19 protein-coding genes and 1 tRNA gene are annotated in these 26,062 nt (G+C 61.8%); 13 read left to right on the top strand and 7 right to left on the bottom strand.

Annotation, left to right across the window (positions count from 1 at the left end; genetic code table 11):
* Nucleotides 1-110 precede the first annotated feature (110 nt).
* The 13 genes from OXT71_14550 to OXT71_14490 all read left to right on the top strand — a co-directional run bounded on the left by OXT71_14550 (nt 111) and on the right by OXT71_14490 (nt 16,278).
* Nucleotides 111-1,868 carry an ABC transporter ATP-binding protein gene (locus OXT71_14550; GenBank protein ID MDE2927611.1) on the top strand — a complete coding sequence of 586 codons (1,758 nt, stop codon included), beginning with the start codon at nt 111-113 and terminating at the stop codon, nt 1,866-1,868.
* Between the two features lie 101 nt (nt 1,869-1,969).
* Nucleotides 1,970-3,217: an MFS transporter gene (locus tag OXT71_14545; protein MDE2927610.1), complete on the top strand. Its 1,248-nt coding sequence runs from the start codon at nt 1,970-1,972 to the stop codon at nt 3,215-3,217.
* Nucleotides 3,217-4,506 (top strand): MFS transporter, encoded by a 1,290-nt coding sequence (locus tag OXT71_14540; GenBank protein MDE2927609.1) that lies wholly within the window; start codon nt 3,217-3,219, stop codon nt 4,504-4,506. The genes OXT71_14545 and OXT71_14540 overlap by 1 nt, the downstream gene beginning before the upstream one ends.
* An 82-nt stretch (nt 4,507-4,588) precedes the next feature.
* Entirely contained in the window at nt 4,589-4,846 is a 258-nt protein-coding gene (locus OXT71_14535; GenBank protein ID MDE2927608.1) for a ribbon-helix-helix domain-containing protein, read from the top strand.
* On the top strand, nt 4,843-5,247 hold the full coding sequence (locus OXT71_14530; GenBank protein MDE2927607.1) for a putative toxin-antitoxin system toxin component, PIN family: 405 nt from the start codon (nt 4,843-4,845) through the stop codon (nt 5,245-5,247). The genes OXT71_14535 and OXT71_14530 overlap by 4 nt, the downstream gene beginning before the upstream one ends.
* Nucleotides 5,248-5,307: 60 nt before the next feature.
* The gene (locus OXT71_14525) at nt 5,308-6,036 is read left to right on the top strand and encodes a chlorite dismutase family protein (protein MDE2927606.1); all 729 of its coding nucleotides are present in this window, start codon (nt 5,308-5,310) and stop codon (nt 6,034-6,036) included.
* Between the two features lie 182 nt (nt 6,037-6,218).
* Entirely contained in the window at nt 6,219-6,836 is a 618-nt protein-coding gene (locus OXT71_14520) for a TlpA disulfide reductase family protein (protein MDE2927605.1), read from the top strand.
* On the top strand, nt 6,833-7,846 hold the full coding sequence (locus OXT71_14515; protein MDE2927604.1) for a C-terminal binding protein: 1,014 nt from the start codon (nt 6,833-6,835) through the stop codon (nt 7,844-7,846). The genes OXT71_14520 and OXT71_14515 overlap by 4 nt, the downstream gene beginning before the upstream one ends.
* 231 nt (nt 7,847-8,077) lie before the next feature.
* Nucleotides 8,078-9,340 (top strand): Glu/Leu/Phe/Val dehydrogenase, encoded by a 1,263-nt coding sequence (locus OXT71_14510; protein ID MDE2927603.1) that lies wholly within the window; start codon nt 8,078-8,080, stop codon nt 9,338-9,340.
* Nucleotides 9,341-9,570: 230 nt separating this feature from the next.
* On the top strand, nt 9,571-12,753 hold the full coding sequence (locus OXT71_14505; protein ID MDE2927602.1) for a DUF1553 domain-containing protein: 3,183 nt from the start codon (nt 9,571-9,573) through the stop codon (nt 12,751-12,753).
* Nucleotides 12,754-12,756: 3 nt separating this feature from the next.
* Nucleotides 12,757-14,232, top strand: a complete 1,476-nt coding sequence (locus tag OXT71_14500; GenBank protein ID MDE2927601.1) for a DUF1501 domain-containing protein — start codon at nt 12,757-12,759, stop codon at nt 14,230-14,232.
* A gap of 34 nt (nt 14,233-14,266) precedes the next feature.
* Nucleotides 14,267-15,505 carry a hemolysin family protein gene (locus tag OXT71_14495; protein MDE2927600.1) on the top strand — a complete coding sequence of 413 codons (1,239 nt, stop codon included), beginning with the start codon at nt 14,267-14,269 and terminating at the stop codon, nt 15,503-15,505.
* 8 nt (nt 15,506-15,513) lie between these two features.
* Entirely contained in the window at nt 15,514-16,278 is a 765-nt protein-coding gene (locus tag OXT71_14490; protein MDE2927599.1) for a hypothetical protein, read from the top strand.
* Nucleotides 16,279-16,369: 91 nt separating this feature from the next.
* Here the strand turns inward: OXT71_14490 and OXT71_14485 are convergent.
* From OXT71_14485 to OXT71_14455, 7 genes are all read right to left on the bottom strand, one after another.
* Nucleotides 16,370-16,442, bottom strand: a tRNA-Lys gene (locus OXT71_14485).
* A 902-nt stretch (nt 16,443-17,344) separates the two neighbouring features.
* On the bottom strand, nt 17,345-20,494 hold the full coding sequence (locus OXT71_14480; GenBank protein ID MDE2927598.1) for a type I restriction endonuclease subunit R: 3,150 nt from the start codon (nt 20,492-20,494) through the stop codon (nt 17,345-17,347).
* A gap of 84 nt (nt 20,495-20,578) precedes the next feature.
* On the bottom strand, nt 20,579-20,731 hold the full coding sequence (locus tag OXT71_14475) for a DUF433 domain-containing protein (protein MDE2927597.1): 153 nt from the start codon (nt 20,729-20,731) through the stop codon (nt 20,579-20,581).
* A gap of 218 nt (nt 20,732-20,949) precedes the next feature.
* Nucleotides 20,950-22,116 (bottom strand): hypothetical protein, encoded by a 1,167-nt coding sequence (locus OXT71_14470; GenBank protein ID MDE2927596.1) that lies wholly within the window; start codon nt 22,114-22,116, stop codon nt 20,950-20,952.
* Nucleotides 22,106-23,692 carry a restriction endonuclease subunit S gene (locus OXT71_14465; protein MDE2927595.1) on the bottom strand — a complete coding sequence of 529 codons (1,587 nt, stop codon included), beginning with the start codon at nt 23,690-23,692 and terminating at the stop codon, nt 22,106-22,108. Before OXT71_14465 ends, OXT71_14470 begins: the two co-directional genes overlap by 11 nt.
* Nucleotides 23,679-24,107, bottom strand: a complete 429-nt coding sequence (locus OXT71_14460) for an HI0074 family nucleotidyltransferase substrate-binding subunit (GenBank protein ID MDE2927594.1) — start codon at nt 24,105-24,107, stop codon at nt 23,679-23,681. Before OXT71_14460 ends, OXT71_14465 begins: the two co-directional genes overlap by 14 nt.
* Entirely contained in the window at nt 24,107-25,714 is a 1,608-nt protein-coding gene (locus tag OXT71_14455; protein ID MDE2927593.1) for a class I SAM-dependent DNA methyltransferase, read from the bottom strand. The genes OXT71_14460 and OXT71_14455 overlap by 1 nt, the downstream gene beginning before the upstream one ends.
* Nucleotides 25,715-26,062: the final 348 nt, after the last annotated feature.

Raw genomic sequence — 26,062 nt, 5'->3', positions numbered from 1 at the left:
CGGCGGTTGGGCAACTTCCGCTCCAGCCCTCTCCTGGAAAAGCTTTCCCGAATCGGTAAGAATGAGGCCGCTTCCCGGGGATGTGCCCCGTCTCTCCCGCCGGATTCTCTATGCGATCGCGAAAGAGCAGGAAGAAGCCTTCTCTCGCCACCGTCCGCTACGCCTTCAGGAAGATCATCTGGCCGCGCCGCAAGCTGCTCCTGCTGGGTCTGGCCCTGATCCTGCTGAACCGGCTGTCGGGTCTCGCCCTGCCCGCCGCCAGCAAGTTCCTCGTCGACGACGTGATCGGCAAAGGGGATGTCGAGTTGCTCCGTCTGCTGCTGGCCGGTGTGACGGTGGCCATCGCGGTTCAGGCCTTCAGCGCCTTCTTCCTCACCAAGCTCCTGAGCGTGGAGGCGCAGCACCTGATTTCCCTGCTCCGGGCGCAGGTCCAGCGCCACATCATCAATCTCCCCATCCGGTTCTTCGACAACACCAAGTCGGGCGAGCTGGTCTCCCGGATCATGACCGATGTGGAGGGCGTCCGGAACCTGGTCGGCACGGGACTCGTCCACCTCTTCGGCGGAGTCCTGACCGCCATCGGCTCCCTCTTCTTCCTCTTCAGGATCAGCGTCCTGATGACGCTTTACACCCTGGTCCCCCTCACCATCCTGGGACTGATCTCGCTGAAGGCCTTCGGTTACATCCGGCCCATCTTCCGCGAGCGGGGCAAGATCAACGCCGACGTCACCGGCCGGCTCGCCGAATCCCTGGGCGGCATCCGGGTCATCAAGGGGTTCAGCGCCGAGCGCCAGGAGATCCGCGTCTTCGAAAAGGGGGTGGCGAGGATCTTCAAAAACGTCAGGAAGTCCCTCACCGCCACCAGCCTGGTCACCAGCGCGTCGACGCTCCTTCTGGGACTGGCCAGCGTGGGGATCATGGGCCTGGGGAGCTCCATGATTCTGGAGGGCGAGATGACGGTGGGGGACTTCGTCTCCTTCACCCTCTTCCTGGGATTCCTCATCGCACCCATCGTCCAGATGGGCAACATCGGCAGCCAGATCACCGAGGCCTTCGCCGGTCTCGACCGGAGCGAAGAAATCCTGACCACGGCCCGGGAAGACGACGACCCGGGCCGGACCGTGGTCCTGGACGAGGTGGAAGGCCATGTCGTCTTCCAAGACGTAACCTTCTCCTACGAGCCGGGGAACCCGGTGTTGAAGGAAGTGAGCTTCGACGCTCCCGCCGGAAGCGTGACGGCGTTGGTGGGAAGCTCGGGATCGGGGAAGACGACGCTGGCCGGCCTGGCGGCCTCCTTCCTGAAGCCGGACCAGGGCCGGGTCCTGGTTGACGGCCGCGACCTGTCCACGGTGACTCTGCAATCGTACCGGTCCCGGCTGGGAGTCGTGCTTCAGGACGACTTCCTGTACGAGGGAACCATCCGCGAGAACATCCTCTTCGGCCGGCCCCAAGCCAGCGAGGAGGAGCTGCTGGAAGCCGTGCGGGCCTCCCATGTCAAGGAGTTCACCGACCAATTCGACCAGGGACTCGAGACCCTCATCGGAGAGCGGGGCGTGAAGCTCTCGGGAGGCCAGCGCCAGCGGGTCTCCATCGCCCGGGCCCTCTTGGCCGATCCCAGGATTCTGATCCTGGACGAAGCCACCTCCAATCTGGACACCGAAAGCGAACTCTATATCCAACAGAGCCTGGCCGGACTGTTGCGGGGACGCACCACCTTCGTCATCGCCCATCGTCTCAGCACCATTCGCCAAGCACATCAGATCCTGGTGGTGGAGGCGGGCGAGATCGTGGAACGGGGCGGCCACGAGGAGTTGATCCGGCAGCAGGGCCGTTATTTCCGGCTTTACACTTACCAGGCACGAATCTGATGGGTACGATGGGCGTCCATGGCTACAATCGTGGCGCTGCCAGCCACACCGATGGCGGTACCGGGAGGCCTGTCTTTCTACTCGGTGTCGTGAGCTGAGCGATGCAGTCAGGCGACGCCAGGGCAGGCACTCCGCGACTCGGTCTGGTGTTCGGCATCGCGCTGTCCACCTACCTGTCCCACGCGCTCATCCGCTACAGCACGCCGCTGTATTTCAGCGCCCTCGAATATCCCAGGGACGCCTACGAAACCTTCAGCTTCTACTGGCTGGTCGCCTTCATCGCAGGCTCCACCCTCTCCGGCCTGCTGGCGTCCCGAGTCGACGAGCGCGACGTCTGGTCCAGCGGCGTCGCCGGGTTTGCCGGGCTGGGTCTGCTGCTGATCTTCATTCCGGGCTACTGGGTGGTCCCCTTTGCGGGACTGCTGTACGGGATCACGGCCGCCGCACAATGGGTCGGGGCCATGGCCTTCGTCCAGACCGCGGCTACGGGCAAGCGGGGATGGGCCAACGCCCTGCTGATGATTGCCCTCGGCGGAGGCAGCTTCCTGGGAGCCCCTTTGGGCGCGGCGATTCTGACGTGGACGTCCAACGGGAACCCATCTCCCGGAGACTTCGTTCCCACACTCTGGTTTCATACGGCCCTGTGCGTTGCAGGCGCCCTGCTGATCCGGACCGTGGCGAGACACGCGGGGCCGGTTCGGCGCCAGCTCGTGGAGGAAGACTGGAAAACCAATTTCTCCCTGTTGCGCATGCCCCGGTATCTGGCCATGGTCATTCCCCTGAGCCTCATGGGCGGACCCGTATTCCAGACCGTCAACATCTACCTGCCGTACCGGGCCGAAGCCGAGGAAATCGCGCTGAAGGTGGGCGCCGTGGACCAGGGCTGGTCCACGCTCCTCACCGCCGGCTACGGCATGCAGTTCCTGGGCGGGCTTTTCATCATCCTCATCGCCGGGAAGAAGGCCGGCGCCCTCATGGCCGCGGCGGTGCTGGGAGCGTATGCCGCCAGTAGCCTGGGCATCGGTCTGTCCCCCAACGTCTACGGGGTAGTGTTGTTCACCGCACTGTTCGAGTTTCTGAGGCAACTCATGCGCTGGTCTCAGACCGGCTACATCACCGAGCACATGCCCATCGAGTTGCGAGGTCCAGCCATCGGGTTCTCCACCACCCTGAGCGGGCTCGCCTCCACTCTGTTCGCCACGGTGATGAGGAACCTGCAGTCGCCTGACAGTCCTGATTTTTCCTCGTCCCTTCCCTTTTACGTGGGAGGCTGCATCGGACTGACCGGCGCCGTGTTGTTGTTGATTGCTCACTATTCGATCCTGAAGCCGAAGGAGAACCATCGCTGATGTCCATGGCCGACAGCCGCTGGCAACGTATCGCAACCTTATGCGGCCTCTATGCCGCCCAGGGGCTCCCCTGGGGGTTCATGACCATCGCCCTGATCTCGTACCTGACCGCCCAAGGCGTCAACGAGGCTCGGGCCGGTGAACTGGCCGCCATCGTCCTGGTCCCCTGGACCTTCAAGCTGGTCTGGGCGCCGCTAATCGACACCGTGACCATCCGCTCCATGGGCCGGCGCCGCCCCTGGATCATCGGTGCGGAACTGATGATGGGCGTCACCATGCTGGGGCTGCTCCTCATGGGCAACCTGGAGGGCGACCTTCAGTTCCTGGGTTGGATGTTCTTCATACACAACTGCTTCGCCTCGCTGCAGGACGTCGCCACCGATGCCTTGGCAGTGGACATCCTGCCCCGGAACGAATATGGGCAGGTCAACGGCTTGATGTGGGGTTCCAAGCTGGTGGGCAAGGGGGTCGGCGCCGGTCTCATGGCCGTGGTGATGAGCCACTGGGGGATCCCGGCTGCGGTCCTGGTGCAGTTCGCCTTCATGGTGGTCATCATGCTGCTGCCCCTGCTGCTGCTGGAGAGGTCGGGGGAAAAGCGCTTTCCCTGGAGCCGGGGCCAAGCTTCCGAAGACGTGAAGGCTCCCAGCGTCCGCAGTCCCATGGAGGTCCTTCGGGACATGCGTTACGGCTTCGCCCTGAGCTCCATGTACGTTTTCGCCCTCCTCGCGCTCGTCAAGACCATCGGCTTTGGCGTGACGGAGATCGTTTCCAAGGCCCTCTACACGCAACAGTTGGGATGGAGCTTCGTGGATGTCTCCCTGGTCTCATCCTACGCTGTGGTTCCCGAATTCCTGGGAGCCATCGGTGCCGGGTTCCTGGCCGACCGCTTCGGGCGCCGCCGCGTCATGGGTGTCAGCTTGGGAGCCTCGGCTCTCCTGGCTTTGCTCTTCGGGGCCCTGCCCGGACTCTGGTCCGACTCGTGGTTCACGATCCTCTACCTGATTGCAGCGCCGGCGCTTTGGGCGGTGGTCGGCGTCAGTTTCCTTTCTTTCTCCATGCGGATCACCTGGACCCGTTCAGCAGCCACCATCTTCACCACCTACATGACCCTCTCCAACGTGGGTCACGTCATCGGGAACTGGATGGCCGGACCGGTCCGCGAGGTCTTTTCCTACGAGCACTCGTTCCTGGTCTCGGGCCTGATGATCATCGTGCCCATCCTCCTGCTCCCGCTGGTTCGGCCTGCGCAGGTCGACCGGGCCCGGAGGTTGGACGAGACGATGGCGTAGACTGGAGTCTGAGAACTTTGACAATCGTCCAAGTCGGATGGGAGACTTGAGTAAGACTCGATAACACACAGCTAGAGGCAATATGGCCAGAACCAGCAGGACCATTACGTTCTCGCTGCCGCCCGAGTTGGCGGACAGGGTCGACGAGATCTTGAAGCAGGAAGGCCGCACCAGGAGCGCACTTCTGCGAACGGCACTGCTCCGGTACATCGAGGAGTGCGAATGGAGGCAGTTGCTCCAGTATGGTGAACGGCGGACGAGGGAGAAGGGCATCGGTCCAGAGGATGTGGGGCTCCTGGTTGAGGAGTTTCGGGCCGAGACAGCCGCTTCTCGCTCATGAGGGTCGTTCTGGACACCAACGTCATTGTCTCCGGCCTGAACTTTCCTGGAAACGAGCGTCTCGTTCTCGATCTGGCCCGCCGAGGGCGGTATGCATTGGTCCTCTCCCCGTTGATTTTGGATGAGGTTCGTGGAGTATTGGTGCGGAAGTTCGGTTGGAAGGAGACAGTTTCGGACCGCGCGATTGCAATGTTAGGCGATTCGGCAACCATCATTGAGCCCCGACAGTTGCCAAACGTAATCGTGAATAACGAAGCCGACAACCAGATCCTGGCGTGCGCGGTCGAATCCGCTGCCGATTTTCTCGTAACGGGTGACCGGCGGCATCTGTTGCCCCTCGGAGAACACCGCGGCACCAAGATCGTCAACGCTCCCCGGTTTCTCTCAACACTTGGAGTCTAGGCTCTTTCGTTCCGGGACTCGGGATCGGTGTGCATTCGCCGATCGAGTAGAATGGCGCTCATGGACACTCAGAAACCACAACATCGGATCGACGTCCTGGAGCACGGCCGCGACCGGGACGGAAACGAGCATGCGACCGACCGGCGGCTCTTCATGCAGCTTCACGTTTTCAGCGGCTGCCGCGATACGCGACCCCTGATCGAACAGCTCAAGGCGAGCGGCCTGAGGCCCGCCGTGCTTTATCTGGATCTGAATCACCCTCAAGGGGTTGGACTCCTGACCATGTCCGAGGATCCGGCCGACTTCGTCACCGCGGTGCGTCCATTCCTCAACTCCGGGTCCTTCGGCTCCCTCACGCTGCGGCCCGAGTTCACCATGCTGGGAAGGAGCTACGCCAGCGGATACGAGCCCGACGTCGAGGACTGGCTCGTCGGACGTCCTCAACGCACGGCCCTGAATCCGGATTGGCCATGGGCCATCTGGTATCCCCTGCGCCGCACCGGCGCCTTCAATGCCCAGCCGCAGAACGTGCAGCAGAGCATACTGCGGGAACACGGCGGGGTCGGCCGGCTCTACGGACAACAGGATCTCGCCCACGACATCCGGCTGGCCTGCCACGGGATCGACACCAACGACAACGAGTTCGTCATCGGCCTGGTGGGCAAGGAACTGCATCCGCTCTCCCATTTGGTCCAGCGAATGCGCCGGACGCGGCAGACCTCGGAGTTCATGCAGCAGATGGGACCGTTTTTCGTGGGACGGTCGCTGTGGCGGAGCCCGATGGTGTAAACGGGCATCCTGTTGTGATGGGTGACTGTCTCGTCGGGTGCTCGCCGGTTGCGCACTTAAGAGTTCGGCGACTAAGAAGTCGCCTCTCCCGGCGGCAGGAAAGCCGCCGCTTGCGGCGACAAGAAAGTCGCCGCTCCGCTCCCATGGGCATTTGTTATGCTGACCGGAAAAGGAGGAAGCTGATGAGTTTCTTCAACCGGCACTTCTTCGTTGGTCTGGCGGCAGGTGTGGGACTCACGGTGGCACTGATCGCAGCCGCCGGCGTTTTGATGATGCTCCAGGTCAAACACCGGATGGGCGACCTGGACGACTTGGGGGATCGAGCGGGAGGCCTGGCCCCGCCGCCGTTACCCGTTGAGAGATCGCTCGCCGACTTCGAGTGGAAGCTCCAGGGTCTGGAGGGGGAGGAGACGTCGTTGGCCGCATTCGAGGGAAAGGTGCTTTTCGTCAATCTCTGGGCCACGTGGTGCGGCCCGTGCGTGGTCGAAATGCCCAGCATCCAGCGCCTCTACGAACAGTTTCAGCAGGAGGACGTGAAGTTTCTCCTGGTCTCCGACGAGCCGCCGGACGTGGTCGAGCCGTTCGTCCAGGAGAAGGGGTGGGAACTGCCCATGTATGTCTCGAGCGACGAAAAGCCCTCCGTCTTCGAGAGTCGTGGGATTCCGGCCACCTTCATTCTGGACCGGGAGGGCCGGATCGTGTTTCGCCACGTGGGAAGCGCCCGGTGGGACGACGAATCGGCCATCCGCTTTTTGAACGGGCTGCTGGAGAAGAAAGCCGTCGAAGGAGACAGCACATGAGCGAGGGACGACAGGGACCGCGTGTCCTGGTCACGGACTATGCCTGGCCGACGCTCGATCCGGAAAAGGAGATCCTGGGGCGGATCGGAGCCTCTCTGATGGTGGCTTCGACCGGCGAAGAGGACGAGTTGGTGGAGATGGCCCCCCGGGCCGACGCCATCCTGACCTGCTGGAAGGCGGTGTCGACGCGGACGATCCGGGAGGCCGCGCGCTGCCGGATCATCGCCCGCTACGGGATCGGGCTGGACAACATCGACATCCCGTTCGCCACGGAGCAAGGCGTCATCGTGACCAACGTTCCCGCCTATTGCCTGGAAGAGGTCACCGACCAGGCGCTGGCGTTGCTTCTGGCCTCGGCCCGCAAGGTCGTCCTCTTCGACCGGGAGGCCAAGGCAGGCCGCTACGGAATGGCGCCGGGCCGGCCCATCTTCCGGATCCGCGGACGGACTTTGGGAATAGTCGGATTCGGCAAGATCGGACGCACGCTGGGACGCAAGGCCCGGGGCTTGGGTCTCAAGATCGCGGCCTTCGACCCCTACCTGGACGACGCCACGGTACGGGAGCAGGGCGCGGAGCCGATGAAGCTGGACCGCCTGATGGAGGTCAGCGACTACATCTCCATCCATGTCCCGCTCAACGACGAGACGCACCACCTCTTCAACCGCGACGCCTTTCGGCGGATGCGTCCCGAGGCCTTCCTCATCAATACCTCCAGGGGAGCCGTGGTGGACACGGCCGCGTTGGTGGAGGCGCTCGATGCGGGTGAGATCGCAGGCGCCGGATTGGACGTGCTCCCCCAGGAACCGCCGGACCCGGACGACCCGGTGGTGCTCCATCCCAAGGTCATCATCACTCCCCACGCCTCTTTCTATTCCCAGGAGTCGCTCCTGGAGTTGCAGACCACGGCGGCCCGGCAAGTCGCCGACGTCCTGTCGGGCAAGGTCCCGGACTGGGTCGTGAATCCGGACGTTCTTGGCCGGTCCAGTCTCCGAGCCACCATCGCCTCGTAGTCGGCGTGCCTCAACCGCGGGCGAGTTGATCCCGCTGCGCGGCGCGCTCCCGATCGAAACCGGGAACGCACGGTTTCTGGATGCGCACTCCTGCGAAGACCCGACCGGCACCGCCAGAGTTTGGGAAACTTCAATAGAATGAATTGAAAAGCCTGACGATGAGAACTGTCTCGTGAAACGCTCAACGACGCGGTGAGAGATCCAGACCGGAACAGGAGGCAACGGAGCACCATGGAAAGAACCATCTGGGATGTGGCGCGTCAGCAATTCTTCGAAGCGGCCGAGCTGACCGATCTGGACGACGATCTGAAGGAGATTCTGAGCCATTGCAACCGCGACCTGACCGTCCGGTTTCCGGTCTGCATGGACGACGGTTCCATCCGGGTCTTCGAAGGCTACCGGGTTCAGCACAATCAGGCCCGGGGACCCACCAAGGGCGGCATTCGTTTCTCACCCGAGGTGACCCTCGACGAGGTGAGGGCCCTGGCCATGTGGATGACGTGGAAGACCGCCGTGGTGCGGATTCCGTACGGCGGGGCCAAGGGGGGCGTCATCTGCGACCCGCACAACATGAGCCTGGGAGAGTTGGAGAACCTGACCCGCCGGTATGCTTCCGAAATCTCCATCATCGTGGGCCGGGAGAAGGACATTCCGGCTCCCGACGTCAACACCAATCCCCAGATCATGGCCTGGTTCATGGACACGCTCTCCATGCGGAGCGGTTTCTCGGACACGGGCGTGGTCACGGGCAAGCCCATCGAGATCGGCGGCTCCCTGGGACGTCTGGACGCCACGTCGCGGGGATGCCTCTACGTCGCCGAAGAAGCGCTCAAGGAGCGCGGGGAGACGCTGGAGGGCAAGACCGTTGCCATTCAGGGATTCGGAAACGCCGGCAGCTTCGCCGCTTCCCTCTTCGCCCGGGCCGGCGCCCGGATCGTGGCGGTTTGCGACTCCCGCGGAGGCGTCTACAACTCGAACGGGCTGGACGTGGCCCGGCTGATGCGGCTCAAAGAGAAAAATACGACGGCGGCCGAATATCCGGACGGGGACCGGGTGGATCCGAAGCAGCTCCTGGAACAACCCTGCGACATATTGATTCCGGCGGCCGTCGAGGACCAGATCACCGAGGCCAACGCCGACCGGATTCAGGCCCGCATCGTGGTCGAGGCCGCCAACGGCCCCACGACTCCCGAGGCGGATCAGATTCTGAACGACCGGGGCGTGACGGTGCTCCCCGACGTGCTGGCCAATGCCGGCGGCGTGACCGTGTCGTACTTTGAATGGGTGCAGGACCTGGGCTCCTTTTTCTGGGACGAGGACAGGGTCTACCGTGAACTGAAGCGGGTCATGACGGCCGCCTACCGCGACGTTTCGGCCGAGCTGGACCGGCTCCAAAGTCTTCACGGCCCGCAGATCAACCACCGGCAGGCCGCCTACGTCCTGGCCATCCAGCGGGTGGCCCGGGCCACCCAGCTTCGGGGAATCTATCCCTGAGCGGCAGGAACGGGGGTTTGTCAGCCGCGGTTCCGGTCCGGAGACAAGAATTCCCCCCTCCCAGGGTGACGTCTTGCTTCGCAGAAACGTGAACCACGGCGGCTTTTTCGGAAGTATCGGTTAGCATACCGGTCTTGCGAAAAAAGCCCCGGCGGGCGTATTCTTGATACTAATTCGTCCAGGAGGGCGTGGCGAATCCACACGGTTGCTCGGCGCGGGCAGATAAAACGATGGCGTTTACCAGATCCGCAATTCCACTTGTCATAGCCTTGGCGATCGTTTCGGCTTCCGCGGCGGAAGGCTCGACCGCGAGGCGTCCGGATCCGACGGTCGAGTTCAGCCGGGACATCCGGCCGATACTTTCTGACAAGTGCTTCGCCTGTCACGGGCCCGACGAAAACAAGCGCATGAGTCCCTTGCGCCTGGACACGCGGGATGGCGCTCTGGCCGATCTGGGCGGGCGCTACGCTATCGTTCCCGGAGACCCGGAAGGAAGCGGCCTCATCGGCCGGGTGAATTCCGTGGACAGCGTCACCCGAATGCCCCCCAGCTACTCGGGGAAAACCCTCTCGGATCAGGAAAGAGATCTGCTGCGAAGCTGGATCGAGCAGGGGGCCGAGTGGCAGAGCCACTGGTCGTTCCATCCCCCCGGACGGCCGGAACCGCCGAGTGTCAGCGACCCGGACTGGGTCCGGAATCCCATCGACCGATTCGTTCTGGCCCGTCTGGATGCGGCCGGGTTGAAGCCGTCTCCCGAGGCCGATCCGGCCACGCTGCTTCGCCGGGTCTCGCTGGACCTGACCGGCTTTCCACCTGAGCCGGAAGCCATGGACCGCTTTTTGGAAGACCCCACCGACGGCGCCTACGAGCGGGCGGTCGACCGGTTGCTCCACTCCACCCGCTACGGCGAGCGCATGGCCATTCGTTGGCTGGACGCCGCCCGCTACGCCGACACAAACGGCTACCAGACCGACGCCGAGCGCACCATGTGGCCCTGGCGCGACTGGGTGATCGAGGCCTTCAACCGGAACCTCCCCTTCGACGAGTTCACCGTCGAGCAGATCGCAGGCGACATGCTGCCGGACGCCACACTGGATCAGCGGATCGCCAGCGCCTTCAATCGCAACCACCGGGGCAACGGCGAGGGCGGAATCATTCCCGAGGAATACCGGGTGGAATACGTGGTGGATCGCGTTGAAACCACCTCCACCGTCTGGTTGGGGCTGACCATGGGCTGCGCCCGGTGTCACGATCACAAGTACGACCCGCTTTCGCAGCGCGAGTTCTACGAGATGTTCGCCTACTTCAACAACATCCCGGAGAAAGGGCGCGCGCTCAAGTACGGGAACTCTCCCCCTTACATCCAGGCGCCGACGGACGCTCAGCAGCGCCGGTTGAAGGAGTTGGAGGCGGAGCTGGCCGAGGCGAAAGAGAAATTCGAAGAGCAGGGACCCGAACTGGACCGGCTCCAGAAATCGTGGGAAGAAGCGCTCGCGAACTCGAGCCTGGTGAACTGGACTCTGCGCGACGATCTGGAGGTCGCCTACTCCCTGGACGGGCACCTGACGGCCGAGACACCGGGAGCAGAGCCGCCCGTCGCCCGTCTCCTGGACGGAGTGCCCCACTTCGTTCCGGGTCCCATGGGGACGGCGGCCAGCTTCGACGACAAGAGATACGTAGACGCCGGCACGGTGGCCGCCTTCGGCGTCACCGACCGCTTCACCCTGGCGGCATGGGTCCGGCCCGAGACCACCGAGGGCGCCATTCTCTCCAAGACCCAGACCGAGTTCGAGGGAGAGGGTCATGGCTCCCGCGGCTACGGACTCTTTTTGCGCGACGGGAAGCTCCAGTTGAACCTGATCGTGCGCTGGCTGGATGACGCCCTGCGCGTCGAGACCGTCGAGACGCTGAAGCCCGGCGAATGGCGCCATGTGGCCGCGACCTACGACGCCTCGTTCCAGGCCGGGGGCATCCGGATCTACATCGACGGCAGGCCGGCGCCGATCCGGGTCCTGCTGGACTTCATGAACCAGAACTTCTACGTCAAGGATCCGTTGCGGATCGGCGCGGCCGGTCCCGAGGAACGGTTCCGGGGTCAGATCGACGACGTTCGAATCTACCGCGGCGTCCTTCCTCCGGAGCGCGTCGCCGTCCTTGCCACCAGCCGGAGCTTGGACCAGATCGCCAGGATCCCGCGGGGCGAAAGGACTCCGGGGCAGATCGAAAAGCTGCGCCTCGGCTTTTTGGACCAGTACGCACCGGTGGAAATGCGGGACAGTTGGCGGAGGGTCCTGGACTTGGCGGCCGATCGAAAGCGGCTGGTCCAGAGCTTTCCCACCGTCATGGTGATGCAGGAGCGCACCAACCCCAGAGAGACCTTCATCCTGGACCGGGGAGCCTACGACAGCCCGACGGAGAAGGTCGGTCCCGCCGTCCCCGCCCTGTTCTCGGGACTCGGGAACGGCGCGCCCGCCAATCGGCTGGAATTCGCCCGCTGGCTGGTGGACCCGGCCAACCCATTGACGTCCCGCGTCACCGTCAACCGTTTCTGGCAGATGTATTTTGGGCAGGGCCTGGTCCGGACGGCGGAGAATTTCGGCTCCCAGGGAGAGTGGCCCACCCATCCCCTCCTGCTGGACTGGCTGGCCACCGAGTTCATGGATTCAGGCTGGGACCTGAAGGCGTTCCAACGGGCCATCGTCTTGAGCGCCACTTATCGGCAGTCTTCCCAGTCCGCTCCGGAACTCCGGTCGCAGGACCCCCAGAATCGCCTGCTGGCCCGGGGCCCGCGCTTCCGCCTGCCGGCCGAAGTGATTCGGGACCAGGCTTTGTTCCTGTCCGGCCTGATGGTGGAAAGAAATGGAGGTCCGTCCGTGAAGCCGTATCAGCCGGACGGGCTGTGGGAAGAGCTCACCAGCGGACAGTTCTACAACCAGAGTGAAGGCGAGGACCTCTATCGGAGAAGCCTCTACACCTACTGGAAGCGGACGATCGCTCCTCCCTTCATGCTCACGTTCGATTCGTCGGGCAGAGAGGCGTGCGAGGTGCTGGAGACACGGACCAACACGCCGCTGCAGGCCTTGAACCTGATGAACGACGTGACCTACGTGGAGGCCGCCCGCTTTCTGGCTCAGCGGATGATGCTGGAGGGGGGCGCCTCGCCCGAGGAACGGATCGGATTCGCCTACCGGCTGGCCACGGGCCGGCGGCCCGACGCCCGGAGAGAGGCGATCCTCCTGGAGAGCTTTCGCCACCATCTGTCAAATTACGAAGAGGATCGAAAGGCGGCGCTCCAACTGGTGAGCCAGGGAGAGAGAGCCCGAAATCCGGAGTTGGACTTGGCGGAGCTGGCCTCATACACGACAGTGGCCAGCCTGATCCTGAACCTGGACGAGACCATCTCCAAGGAATAAGAAATGGATCCACGACCTGAAATGGGTCTGCTCCTGACCCGGCGTCACTTCTTCGGGCTCGGGAGCACAGGCATCGGGACGGCGGCTCTGGCGACGCTCCTGAACCGTGACCTGGGCGCTGCGGTTCTGGGAAGGGCCTCCTCCTCCGGGGACACGACCGGCGGGTTGCCCGGCCTTCCCCATTACGCCCCCACCGCCAAACGGGTGATCTACCTGTTTCAATCGGGGGCCCCGTCGCAAATGGAGCTTTTCGACTACAAGCCGGGACTGCAGGACCTGCGAGGAACGGAGCTTCCCGACTCCATCCGCAAAGGGCAGCGCCTGACCGGCATGACGGCCACCCAGTCCAGCTTCCCGGTGGCTCCCACGCTGTTCAAGTTCGGCCAGCACGGCCCGTCAGGCGCTTGGGTCAGCGAACTCATGCCGCATACGGCCGGGATCGCCGACGACATCAGTTTCGTGAAATCGATGCACACGGAGGCCATCAATCACGATCCGGCGGTCACCTTCTTCCAGACCGGAGCCCAGTTGGCCGGCCGGCCCAGCATCGGCTCCTGGATCTCCTACGGTCTGGGCAGCGACACCGAGGACCTGCCGTCATTCGTGGTCATGGTCTCCATGGGAACGGGTGCGCCCGGCGGTCAGCCTCTTTACGACCGGCTCTGGGGCAGCGGTTTCCTACCGACACGCTACCAGGGGGTGAAGTTCCGGTCCGTGGGAGACCCGGTCCTGTACCTTTCGAATCCACCCGGTTTGAATCGGGCCAGCCGTCGGCGTTTTCTGGACGATCTGGGCCGCCTCAACGAGCTCAAGGCCCGGGAGTACCACGACCCCGAGATCAACACGCGGATCTCTCAGTACGAGATGGCCTACCGGATGCAGGCGTCGGTCCCGGATCTGACCGATCTCTCGGACGAGCCGGAGCGGATCTTCGAACTGTACGGCCCCGAGTCCCGGAAGCCGGGCACCTTCGCGGCCAACTGCCTGCTGGCGCGGCGTCTGGCCGAGCGAGGCGTACGGTTCATCCAACTCTTTCACCGGGGCTGGGATCAGCACAACCGCCTTCCCAAGCAGATCCGGGGCCAGTGCTACGATACGGACCAACCGTCGGCCGCCCTGGTTCAGGACCTCAAGGAACGAGGGCTACTGGAGGACACCCTGGTGATCTGGGGAGGAGAGTTCGGACGAACGGTCTACTCCCAGGGGCGTCTCACCGAGGACGACTACGGGCGGGACCATCATCCCCGTTGCTTCACCATCTGGTTAGCCGGAGGGGGCATCCAACCGGGAATCGTCCATGGAGAGACCGACGACTTCAGCTACAACATCACCCGGGACCCGGTCCACGTCCATGATCTCCAGGCCACCATCCTTCACTGCCTGGGAATCGACCACACCCGCTTGACCTACAAGTACCAGGGCCGGGACTTCAGGCTCACCGACGTGCATGGCCACTTGGTGAAACCGATCCTCTCCTGACCGGCTATTCATCTCCGCAGAAAGGAGTTACGGCATGGGCACCTTGCTCACGGTGGCCGCGCTCACACTGATTATTTCGGGATTGTGCTCGCTCTTCGAGGCGACTCTGTACTCGACGACGGTCCCCAGCCTCGAGGCCGCCCGGGCCAAAGGCCGGAGACGCCACTTGGCGCGGCGCTTCCTGACCATGAAGACGTCCATCGCCCGCCCCACCTCGGCCATCCTGATCCTGAACACCCTCGCCAATACGGGCGGCGCCACCATCGCCGGAATGTACGCCGCCCAGGTCCTGGGGGTGTCCTGGGTCCCGGTCTTTTCAGGGGGCCTGACCCTGGGAATTCTGCTGTTGTCGGAAATCCTGCCCAAAACCTACGGCGCCGTTCATTGGCGCCGGCTCTGGCCCTTCATCGTCTGGCCGTTGGCGGGCATGGAGAAGCTCTTCTACCCGGTCATCCGGTCTCTGGAGGGGCTGACCCGGCTGCTGACCCGCCGGGCTCCGGTGGGCCAGCCGACCGAGGGAGAGATTCTCTCCATGATCCGGTTGGGCGCCCGTTCGGGAGAGTTGAGCCCCACCGAACTGCAACTTTTGAACTCCGTCTTCCGCTTCGACGAGATGGTCTGCCGACAGGCCATGGTGCCGCGCCGCGAGGTCGCCTTTCTGAGATTGGACGATCATCTGGACGAAGCCCTGGCGCTGGCGCGGCAGACGCGCCACTCCCGCTATCCGCTTTGCCGGACGTCGCTGGATGACGCCATGGGCCTGATCCACGTTAAAGACCTCCTCAATGTCCCCCGGGATCAGAGCCCGGACCTGGTCTCCCTGGCCCGATCCTTCCCGGCGATCCCGGAAACCCTGCCCTTGAGCAAGCTGTTGCGGCGCATGCAGGCCGAACGCCTCCACATGGCCCTGGTGGTGGACGAACATGGGACCGCGGTGGGGGTCATCACCCTGGAGAACGTGCTGGAGGAACTGGTGGGAGCGGTTCAGGACGAGTTCGACCAGGAGGCGCCGGACATTGTGGCCGATGGCCAGGATCGATTCCGGGTCCGGGGTCAGATCTCTCTGGGCTGGCTCAACCAGGAGCTGGAGCTGGAACTGGAGGCTCCGCATGTCGACACCCTCTCCGGCCTGATCGTGAGCCACCTGGGGCGCCTGCCCGCAAGAGGCGACGTGCTGGAGCTGGAACAGGTCACGGCCCGCGTGCTGGAGGTCAAGCAGGGACTGGCGTCCCAAGTCCGCCTTCAAATCAAGCCCAAGGCTCCGGACCTGTGATGTCACGCATGACCCGGTCCTTGCTTTTCCGGCTCTTCCTGATCCTGTTCCTGGCCGCCGCCACGGCAGCATCCTGCATCCTGCGCTCCGGCCAACAGTATGGCCACTTCGCCACAACCACTCCCATCAAGCAGGGCGCCACCCTGATTCTGGGTTTCATGGGCGGCCGCGACTCCTGGAAAAACACCGAGGTCGGCGTGGGCCGCATCGCCCAGCGGCTACGTGACCGACGCCTTGCGGGAGTACACATCGAGACCGTCGAGAACCGGAAGCGGGATTTGGCCCTTCGCCTGGTCCGCGCCGCATTGGATGCGAACCGCGACGGCCGGCTCCAGTCCGCCGAGCGCCTTCAGGCGCGTATCGTGGTTTACGGACAGAGCTTCGGAGGAGCCGCCGTCGTCAAGTTCGCCCGCCAACTCGACGCGCTGAATGTGCCGATCCTGCTCACCGTCCAGGTGGACAGCGTCGGCCGCGGGGACGGCATGATCCCTCCCAACGTCCGAACCGCGGCCAACATCTACCAGGACAACGGACGCCTGATCCGCGGGGAGGCGCCGATCCGGGCTGTGGATCCGAGCCGCACCGAGATTATCGGCAATTTCCGCTTCGACTACGCGGACAGTCCCATCGACGTGTCCGATCTCCCCTGGTACAAGACCCTGGCCCGAATCGCCCACGCCAAAATGGACCGCGATCCCGAGGTCTGGAACAGGGTGGAGGTTCTGATCCTCGAAGCCCTGGGAGGGGGGACTGTCAGTCCCACTCTTGAATAGTAGAGAGGACACTCTTGTCCCCGGCTCAAGCACCAACGCGGACCCGCCGACCAGCGGGAGAGCTTTCCTCTTCTTCTCTCGGAAATGGGGGTGGGCCGTGCTGGGATCGAACCAGCGACCCTCTGCTTAAAAGGCAGATGCTCTACCGACTGAGCTAACGGCCCACGGCTGGAAGACCGGAGAAACGCCGCCGGCCAGGGCCGGGGCGTCCGGCGAGCGTCAGTCTAGCAGATTCCCCGCGATTCGAGCCATGGAAGGCAAGTTTCAAAGTGGACAATACGGGTGACTGTTCATATGTTATGTCCGATCCATAGGGGTTCGGACGATGAAGACAATTGGAACCACAAAGTTCAAAGAGCAGTGCTTGGACCTTTTGGATCGGCTGGATGCGGAGGGCTCGATCGTCACCAGGCATGGCAAGCGGGTTGCACGGGTTCTTCCCTACGGTCGGGATGGCGCGGACCTGATCGGCAGCTTGAAACACAAGATCGAAATTCGGGGCGATATTCTGTCGACTAGTGTCCGGTGGAACGCACATGCCTGAAGTAGATAGTCACATCCTTACGCGCAAGAACCAGGAATCGAGGTCATGGTTTCGGAGTACCAACATGGAGATCTATTCCTATTTGGAAGCCAGGCGGAAACTTGCCACCGTATTGGACGAGGCGGATTCAACGGGAAAAGTGTTCATACGTCGAAGAGACGGGAGGACCTATGCTCTCGTGCCGGAGGGGACCCCCACGTCACCCTTGGACGTGCCCTCGATCAAGGTGAACATTTCTACCCGGGAGATCGTCTCATTGCTCAGGGGCGAGCGAGGGAGATCGAGAGGGTTGAAGAGGGTCGGCTGATATCGTTCCTCAGGGTCGGAAACGTGGCGCGGCAAGCTGTGTCGGCAGTATGACGCTCTACACACAGCGGTCTGATGTGACCTGCCGGTTCGAACTGGCGGAGAGGGCGGGAACCATACGTACAAGTTAAACAACTGATATTATTGGATTTGAGTTCATCTATATATTGAGTTGCCCCCAATATTGCCCCCAGATCTTGATGTGATTTCGGCCATTCAGGCAGCCCACTGGGGCGACAGCACCTCAGCCTGCTCCAACACCGTCCGGGTTGCTTTTTCCTGCTTGTCGGGCGGGTATCCATGCTTACGCAGGATGCGCTTGACCAGCACACGGAGGCGCGCCCGCACATTTTCCCGCAGCGTCCAGTCGATGGTGACGTTGTTACGCACAGTGTCCACCAACTCCCGGGCGATGCCCCGCAGCGTCTCGTCGCCCAATATCTTCACCGCGCTGTCGTTGGTCTCCAACGAGTCGTAGAAAGCCAGTTCGTCCTCTGAAAGTCCCAGCCTCTCGCCGCGAGTGTTGGCTTCCCGCATCTCTCGGGCTAGTTGAATCAACTCCTCGATCACCTGTGCGGCTTCGACGGCGCGGTTTTGATAGCGGCGCAGGGTTTGTTCCAACATCTCGGCAAAGGAACGCGCCTGGACCACGTTCTTGCGCCGACGTGTGACGAGCTCGCCTTTGAGCAGCTTCTGCAACAGCTCCACGGCAAGGTTGCGCTGTGGCATTCCCCGGACTTCGGCCAAAAACTCCTCCGACAGAATCGAGATGTCCGGCTTCTTCAGTCCCGCGGCGGTGAAGATGTCCACTACACCCTCGGAGGCCACCGCGCGCGAGATAATCTGGCGGACGGCATGATCCAGTTGCTGTTGCGACCTTACTTTGGAGTCGGCACGTTTCATCAATATCGCCCGCACCGCTTGGAAGAACCCCACCTCGTCGCGAATTCGAGACGTTTCCGGGTGAGGCACGGCCAGCGCAAAGGCTTGCGAGAGCTCCCGTACGGCGATCAGGCAGCGCTCTTTGCCGTTCTCTTGGGCCAGGATGTGCTCCTGAGCGGCCGGCAGCAGTCCCAACCGCTCCTGGGGGGTGCCAGTAGTCCACCGGGAACCGTCGAAGCCGTGAAACAGACCGCAGCAGATCTCGTACTTCTCCAACATCACGGCCACCGCTTCTTTCTGATCCACCGCGGTCTTCCCGCTACCGCCGCTCTCGGTGTAGGTTGCCAAGGCGCGCTTGAGCTCATGGGCCAAGCCTAAGTAGTCGACGACCAGGCCGCCCGGCTTGTCCCCGAAGACGCGGTTGACGCGGGCGATGGCCTGCATTAACCCGTGGGCACGCATCGGCTTGTCCATGTACATGGTGTGCAGGCTGGGTGCGTCGAAACCGGTCAGCCACATGTCCCGAACCAGCACTATCTGCAAGGAATCGGACGGGTTCCGGAATCGCTTGGCCAGCGCTTCCCGACGCGGCTTGTTGCGGATGTGCGGTTGCCAGTCGTGTGGGTCGGAGGCCGAGCCGGTCATCACCACCTTGAGAATTCCCTGGCCGTCATCCTCATGATGCCAATCGGGGCGCAGGCTCACCAACTCCCGATAGAGGTCGATGCAGATGCGGCGGCTCATGCACACCACCATCGCCTTGCCGTCCATCGCTTCCAGGCGCTTCTCGAAGTGGGCAACGATGTCTTTAGCAACCAGCTTCAACCGCTTCTCCGTCCCTACCAGGGCTTCCAGTTGGGCCCATTTGGTCTTCAGCTTCTCCTTGCGCTCTATCTCCTCACCCTCGGTGGCCTCCTCGAACTCGGGATCGATTCTAGGCTTTTCGGTCTCGTCCAGGGCCAGCTTGGCGAGGCGGCTCTCGTAGTAGATGGGAACCGTGGCTCCGTCCTCGACGGAACGATGAATGTCGTAGATGCTGATGTAGTCACCGAACACGGCCCGCGTGTTGGCGTCCTGAAGCTCGACGGGCGTCCCCGTGAAGCCAACGAAGGAGGCCTTGGGCAGCGCGTCCCGCATGTGGCGGGCGAATCCGTCGATGTAGTCGTACTGGCTGCGATGGGCCTCGTCGGCAATCACCACGATGTTGCGGCGTTGGGAAAGCGAAGGATGGGTATCGCCTTTCTCCTCGGGGAAGAACTTCTGAATGGTCGTGAACACCACCCCGCCCACGTCGACCGCCAGCCTAGCGCGCAGATCCGCCCGGCTTTCGGCCTGTACCGGGGGCTGACGCAAGAGGTCCCGGCAACGGGAAAAGGTGCCAAAAAGCTGGTCGTCCAGGTCGTTCCGGTCGGTGAGGACAACGATGGTGGGGTTCTCCATGGCCAGCTCGCGGATGATGCGCCCGGCGTAGAACGCCATGGTCAGGCTCTTGCCCGAACCCTGGGTGTGCCAGACCACCCCGATGCGGCGGTCCCCGACAGCACCGCCCGGTTTCCGGACCGGTTCGTACGGGCTGGTTGGCTCGGCGACGGCCGCCAATTCCTGTTGCATTTCGGTTGCGCGGACGGTCTCTGCCACGGCCACCTGGACGGCGTGAAACTGATGGTAGCCAGCCATCTTCTTGACCAGTTCACCGCTGCCGTCGTCCTCGAACACGATAAAGTCCCGGACCAGAGCCAAAAACCGGCCGGGTGTGCAGACACCTTGTAGCATCACTTGGAGTTGGGTCAATTTGGGATCGGCCAAGCTCTCTCCGGAGATGGTGCGCCAGGGCTTGAACCACTCTCGGCCGGCAGTGAGCGTCCCGATGCGCGCCTCCACCCCGTCGGAAACCATCAGGGCCGCGTTCATGGCAAACAGCGCCGGCAACTCGGCCTTGTAGGTCTGGAGTTGCTGCCAAGCGGTCCAGATGGTGGCGTCTTCGTCGGCTGGATTCTTGAGTTCGATGATCCCGAGCGGCAAGCCGTTGACGAACAACACCACGTCGGGACGGCGAGTGTTGTTGTTCTCGCTGACGGTGAACTGGTTGATCGCCACCAAGTCGTTTTTGGAGGGATTATCGAAATCAATGACCAGCACTTGGGCTCCCCGGGTGGCGCTTATCTGCTCATCGGAAGTTCGGTACTCCACCGTCACGCCGTCCACCAGTATCCGGTGGAAAGCCCGGTTGCGGGCTTCGAGGGTGGCACCTTCGGGGCGGGTCAGCTTGCGGAAGGCGTCCTTCAGCGCCGCGGCGGGCAGGGTGGGGTTCAGGTCGGCCAGGGCATCCCGTAGCCGTTTCTTCAAAACCACCTGTCCGTAATCGTCACGCTCGGCATTGGGCGTATCCGGAGCGATGTCCGGTCCGTGCGCCACCTCCCAGCCGAGGCCTGCCAGCCACTCGAGGGCCACCTGCTCCACATCGGCTTCGGTGAGGGTGGTCATGAGTTACTGCCTGATTCGGACCTGTGCGTATTCCACAATCCAAAGCTGGCCTCTGGGGATTGACCTAGCCACCATGACCAATCTCTACGCACCCAAACGCGTTATCCGCTCCCTGGCCAACTCCACCGCGTATTGCAGTGCCGCCTTGACCGCATCGGCGGAAACGGACGGGTAGGTCTCGACAATCTCCTCAGTGGTCAGCCACGGGACGAGATTGGCCAGGATGCCAGCGAGCATCACACGGTGCCGGTAATGCAGGCTTGGCCGTGACAGATGTTCGGACCGACGGATATGTACTCATGCCAGTTCAGAGCCAGTCCACCCCCAGTATGACGAGAGTTTACACTTTGCGTTCCGGTTGTTAAGGGATGATGCGCGGACCATGCCCAACGCTCCAGCCAGCCGAGGCCAGTTTGCTCAGTGTCGGCTTCGGTAATAATGGTGACACCATTGCCTTATCTTGTCTTGGTAGAGTCTGTTTTCCGCAACATCTTGAGTCTGTCGCCTTTCCCGGTTTGCAAGAAGTACGACAACTGGTGGACGATGAGTATGCCAATGGCAGCTGATTTTCTGTTGAACTCGGATTCACTGGCAACGCCATGCCCCACGCTATGCCGAGAAACTTCGATGTTCGGTGTGGATGGATCGAAATCCGCGAAATAAACCCTGTCAAGGTAGATGTTAAAGCGGTGGGGTAACAGCAGGCATTTTTCTCTATCTATTTCGGTTGCTACTGCTGATGCAGAAAGGTTTTGCGGAGAAGGCTGATTCGCAGCCCCAAGACTATTGTGATGGGTGCGTAGAATTCCTTCAATACGAGGAAATAACAAGCTCGTACAGCTCATAGGATCGTCGTTTTGAAAACGTTCGACTGCACGTTCGAGTATCTCGATATGTTCCACGAGTGAGGGATTTTCACGCCAAATGTTCAACATTTTCGCAGAGCGGCCCCTGACTTCGGAGACTATATCGTCGAGCTTTTCGTCCGGATCCCACCCAGACCGGACATGGCTAACCAATTCCTCGATGGTTTTGTTGGTGAGGCCTACGAACGGAAACCACTTCGCCTTCAATAAACGGTCCCACTCTAAATCCGAAATGCTGAACCTTTCTTGGAAGAGAACCTGACAATAAGCTTGGCCTAGGATTGCTGCGATGTCATATATGCGTGGCTCCCGATTTGGCCCTAGGGGTCCTAAATCGTAGAAGAGTCCCTTCCGCCAGCCGATGGAAAAAATGAAAAGGAAACCAGCATTGTCGGGTACTTCTACGCCAAGGTCGAGCAACTCTACGTCGGCAATATGGTCCTTTAACACGACACCACCGGCTTTCACCGACCTTGCAGCGCGAATCGCTGCCTTTAGTTCTAGCTCATTCACATAAACAGTAGCCTTCCCATCACGACCATAGATGACCAACATATTATCCACACTCGACGGACGAATCTCGGTGGGCAAACGTTGCAGGATGATGCTAGGACCGCCTTCAAGCCTTTGAATGAAATGTTGTCCGTCTTCCGTGGATGTAAATTCGCGAATACAATATTTAACACACTCACCAGCGCGTGCCGGCGTTATGGCATAACCAGCCGGTGGATTTTCAAGGTTGATTTCATACGGCATGTTGGAGTTCCTCACCCACTCTAACCTTACCCGAGACTAGTCTCGGCAACAGCGCATCCCTTTGCGCGGCGAGGGCGCCGGACTCCAATGTATTTGTCTGGATGTGGTCGTCCCATTCCCGAGAATAGGTTTCAAAGCAATTGATCAAATCCGGTGGGGGCTCAATCACCATTAGCGCCTCAAACTGCTCTCTGTTGATAGCGCCGAATACTGTGCCTGTATGCTTATACTCCGCTAGTACCGGTTGCAGTGTCCAGATAGAATAATAGGTGAATGACCTCAAGCCGGATCTGTGTCTAAGAGCGCCGACTCCCCTTCCAATGCAGCAACGTTCCCATGCCATATTTATCGCACCAACTGGTGCCCTGACGCTGACAAGGGTGTCATCTGGACGGGCAAGCCGAGTTGGAGCAGTGCAGTGCCTTCTCTTCTTCGGATACCGCGATCCGAAGTCGGCGTTGCCCTGAAAAAAAGGTAAACCTTCACCTAGTTCGTTATAGGTGCTGCCAGGAGGAGATTGCCCCATTGTTAAGTCGAAGCAATCCCCCAGCGTCTTCACCTCCCATCCCTCTGGAATCTCCCCCAACTCCGAGTCTACCAGCCGGTCGGGGAAGAGATCGTAGAGATGGGCAGGCAGGCCGGGCAGCGTCTCTCCTCGCCGCCAGCGGCCTTCCATCTTATCGCGGACGGGATCGAAATCCACGAACCACGATTTGAATAGCGTCCGCGCCATCGCCTCCAGCGTCTCGTTCATCCGCCGGTTGAGTTCGATCTTGTCGTCCAGTGTGCCCAGGATGTGAGCGATTGCTTGACGCTCGGTGCCATCGCTTGGCCATGGAAGAGGCAGAGACTGAAGATCTCGCTTTGTAGCATTTCCGAACACGGAGCCGCCACTTTCAAGCACATCCCAATTTGACTCCATGTGCCGAAGGACAAACTCAAGATAGCGAGCGTCTGATGGCACAAGCGGTCTTATTATGGCAAGACCGCGACCGGTAGCACATTCCCGATCCGCAACATTCACTCGACCAATCGGAGCTCGTACACTTAACAGGATCTCACCGGGCTGGGCGATCCGGGCCGGTGCCGAACAGAACACCCTTGGAGTCGGATAGCGGTAGTTAAAGTCCTTAACCCCTTGGAAAAACGGCAGCCCATCTCCGGCATCATTATACGTCGAGCCAGGGGGTGATTGACCCATTACCAATTCGGCAATCTCGCTAAGCACAACCTCCCGCCGCTTCTTCGGAACACCTACCTGTTTGGAACGTACCCAAAGCTGCAATTTCACGTACTCCCGCTGGATCACGTTCCGAAAGCTCTCGGACGTGCTCGCCCAATCCACAATGTCCACGCGAAAGGGCAGGTTGGATTTGGTGAAGGCGGCCTTTAACGCCACCATTTTCCCAATGTCCATTGGCGCGTCGGTCATTAGCACAAGATCGAGATCGGAAGTTTCCCTGGCCGTCCAGTCCACACGGGAGCCGAAGGCGCGTACCTCCAACTCCGGTACGTGCTGTCCCAGGATTTCGCGCACCGTCTCCAATTTGGTGGGACTGACATCAATCGGCTGCACGGTTACGCCTCTCCAGCTCCTTCAAGAGGAACCGCACGTCGCGCAGGAACTCGTCCATTGCCGCGACGGTCTTTTCCGCCCGGTCCACGTTGTAGGTGTGGGATGTCTTGTTGCGCATCTCCCGATAACGCAAGTACGCTGAAACGTCGCGAACGATGCCGGCGTCCGCCGCGTCGCGCATCAAGTCAGCATAATCGATCTGTTTCAATTCGTCGGGATTGGCAACGATCTGGGCAAGTTGTCTTCGGATCATCTTAATGGCCAACTCGTAGCTGAACTCGAACGCCTGGATGGTGGCTGCGCGAAACTGCTCACGCAATCCGGCATCCTTCCGCGCCAGATCGGAGTGAAGATAGTCAAAGCTCTTTTGTAATTGCGCAACCGCACGTTCCAAAGACGAATAATCGAGCTTCATTACGATGACTCCCGATTGCCGAATCCTAGCGCCACAAGGTTGGCCTCAATCTTCGCGTCCAGTTTCGCTGCCTCGGCTTGCTGCTCCCGCCATTGTGCGGTGAGGCGTCCCATCTTCTCCTCGAACGGCTCCAGGTCCTCCGGCTGCGGCTCCACGCCCACATAGCGGCCGGGAGTGAGCACGTGGCCATGCTTGCGTACTAACTCTAGTGTCGCGCTTTTGCAATAGCCCGGCACGTCGGCATATTCGTCTATATCCTCCCCGTCGCGCCAGGCATGGTAGGTCTCGGAAATGCGAGTAATGTCTTCATCCGTCAACTCGCGATGGGTTCGGTCCACCATGCGGCCCAGCTTGCGGGCGTCGATGAAGAGGATCGCGCCCTGCCGGTCGCGCAACTTGCCGCCCTTCCGGTCGCGGGCAAGAAACCAGAGGCAAGCGGGGATCTGGGTGGAGTAGAAGAGCTGACCCGGCAGGGCCACCATGCAGTCCACCAGGTCGGCTTCGATCAGGCTCTTGCGAATCTTTCCCTCGCCCGATTGGTTGGAGGACATCGATCCGTTGGCCAGCACGAACCCGGCCGCGCCGGCGGGGGCCAGATGGTGGACCATGTGCTGCACCCAGGCGAAGTTGGCGTTCCTGATCGGCGGCACCCCGTACTGCCAGCGCCGGTCTTCTCGCAGGCGGGCACCGCCCCAGTCGGAAACATTGAACGGAGGATTGGCCAGGATATAGTCGGCCTTCAGATCAGGGTGGCGGTCGTTATGAAACGTGTCTCCATGGGCGATCTGACCCTCGATGCCCCGGATAGCCAGATTCATCTTGGCGAGTCGCCAAGTGGTGTAGTTAGATTCCTGGCCGTAGATGGAGATGTCGGCCCGGGCGCCCCTGGGAAGTTGCCCGCCGTTGCCATTGCCGGTGGCGTAGGCGCGGATGAACTCCACCGACTGCACGAACATCCCCGAGGAACCGCAGCAGGGATCGTAGACCCGGCCCCGATAAGGCTCCAGCATCTCCACCAGCAGCTTGACGATGCAGCGCGGCGTGTAGAATTCGCCCCCCTTCTTGCCTTCGGCGCTGGCGAACTGCGACAGAAAATACTCGTAGACACGCCCCAGCACATCCTTGGATCGGGCCTCCTCATCGCCCACCCGGATGTTGCTGATCAGATCGATAATTAGGCCCAAGCGGGTCTTGTCCAGCGCTGGCCGAGCATAGTCCTTGGGCAGCACTCCCTTCAGCGCCGGATTGTCGCGCTCAATCCCGGCCATGGCATCGTCCACCAGCCGGCCGATGGTGGGTTGCTTGGCCTGTGCCTTCAGCTTCACCCAGCGCGCTTCGGCCGGCACCCAGAAGATGTTCTGGGCCCGGTACTCGTCCGGGTCCTCTGGGTCAGCCCCCGTACCGACTTCAGCCTCGAGGCGAGTGTGGGCTTCCTGGAAGGCGTCGGAGATATACTTGAGGAAGATCAGACCCAGGACGACGTGCTTGTACTCGGCTGCATCCATGCTGCCGCGCAGGGCGTCAGCCATCTGCCAAAGCTGAGACTCATAGCCCACCTTGGCTGCGCCTTGACGCCTGGGCTTGGAGTGTGTCCTGGTTCTTCGCAAAGGTTTCTCCTCTAACTGAGCGCCTCTTTCGCACTTTAAGCGATGACCTCCGGCCGGGGTAATTCAAGGCACCGCTCAGCACTATCTTGTAGAGTACCGGAAAGCCTCCCATCGTTGAAGGACTTCCAAGCGAACGGCTCGATCTGAAGTTTCCGATAAGGTGGTGGTATTCTCCAAATCCGAACGTTCCCACTCCATCGGTGTTTTTAGCGCCTTCCCGCAGGGATCAATGAAGAAGTGAACGCCCCCCCCCCCCGCGCATGCCGCGCCGGTGTCCAACGGAGTGGAACACCGGCAGCGCTTGCGTGACGTGCGAGGCACGAAAACAGGGGGGTCGCTCACTTCTCC

The organism is Acidobacteriota bacterium (genome assembly GCA_028874215.1).
Taxonomy (GTDB): Bacteria; Acidobacteriota; UBA6911; order RPQK01; family JAJDTT01; genus JAJDTT01.
The sequence above is the reverse complement of the archived record's forward strand: the minus strand, read 5'-3'. Positions and strand labels throughout refer to the sequence as shown.

What these genes read in the sequence shown, in the direction of transcription:
- OXT71_14510 (MDE2927603.1), top strand. Translation starts at nt 8,078, where the DNA reads ATGGAAAGAACCATCTGGGATGTGGCGCGTCAGCAATTCTTCGAAGCG.
- OXT71_14480 (MDE2927598.1), bottom strand. Translation starts at nt 20,494, where the DNA reads ATGACCACCCTCACCGAAGCCGATGTGGAGCAGGTGGCCCTCGAGTGG.
- OXT71_14475 (MDE2927597.1), bottom strand. Translation starts at nt 20,731, where the DNA reads ATGCTCGCTGGCATCCTGGCCAATCTCGTCCCGTGGCTGACCACTGAG.
- OXT71_14495 (MDE2927600.1), top strand. Translation starts at nt 14,267, where the DNA reads ATGGGCACCTTGCTCACGGTGGCCGCGCTCACACTGATTATTTCGGGA.
- OXT71_14520 (MDE2927605.1), top strand. Translation starts at nt 6,219, where the DNA reads ATGAGTTTCTTCAACCGGCACTTCTTCGTTGGTCTGGCGGCAGGTGTG.
- OXT71_14530 (MDE2927607.1), top strand. Translation starts at nt 4,843, where the DNA reads ATGAGGGTCGTTCTGGACACCAACGTCATTGTCTCCGGCCTGAACTTT.
- OXT71_14550 (MDE2927611.1), top strand. Translation starts at nt 111, where the DNA reads ATGCGATCGCGAAAGAGCAGGAAGAAGCCTTCTCTCGCCACCGTCCGC.
- OXT71_14515 (MDE2927604.1), top strand. Translation starts at nt 6,833, where the DNA reads ATGAGCGAGGGACGACAGGGACCGCGTGTCCTGGTCACGGACTATGCC.
- OXT71_14540 (MDE2927609.1), top strand. Translation starts at nt 3,217, where the DNA reads ATGTCCATGGCCGACAGCCGCTGGCAACGTATCGCAACCTTATGCGGC.
- OXT71_14525 (MDE2927606.1), top strand. Translation starts at nt 5,308, where the DNA reads ATGGACACTCAGAAACCACAACATCGGATCGACGTCCTGGAGCACGGC.
- OXT71_14500 (MDE2927601.1), top strand. Translation starts at nt 12,757, where the DNA reads ATGGATCCACGACCTGAAATGGGTCTGCTCCTGACCCGGCGTCACTTC.
- OXT71_14490 (MDE2927599.1), top strand. Translation starts at nt 15,514, where the DNA reads ATGACCCGGTCCTTGCTTTTCCGGCTCTTCCTGATCCTGTTCCTGGCC.
- OXT71_14470 (MDE2927596.1), bottom strand. Translation starts at nt 22,116, where the DNA reads ATGCCGTATGAAATCAACCTTGAAAATCCACCGGCTGGTTATGCCATA.
- OXT71_14535 (MDE2927608.1), top strand. Translation starts at nt 4,589, where the DNA reads ATGGCCAGAACCAGCAGGACCATTACGTTCTCGCTGCCGCCCGAGTTG.
- OXT71_14505 (MDE2927602.1), top strand. Translation starts at nt 9,571, where the DNA reads ATGGCGTTTACCAGATCCGCAATTCCACTTGTCATAGCCTTGGCGATC.
- OXT71_14545 (MDE2927610.1), top strand. Translation starts at nt 1,970, where the DNA reads ATGCAGTCAGGCGACGCCAGGGCAGGCACTCCGCGACTCGGTCTGGTG.
- OXT71_14460 (MDE2927594.1), bottom strand. Translation starts at nt 24,107, where the DNA reads ATGAAGCTCGATTATTCGTCTTTGGAACGTGCGGTTGCGCAATTACAA.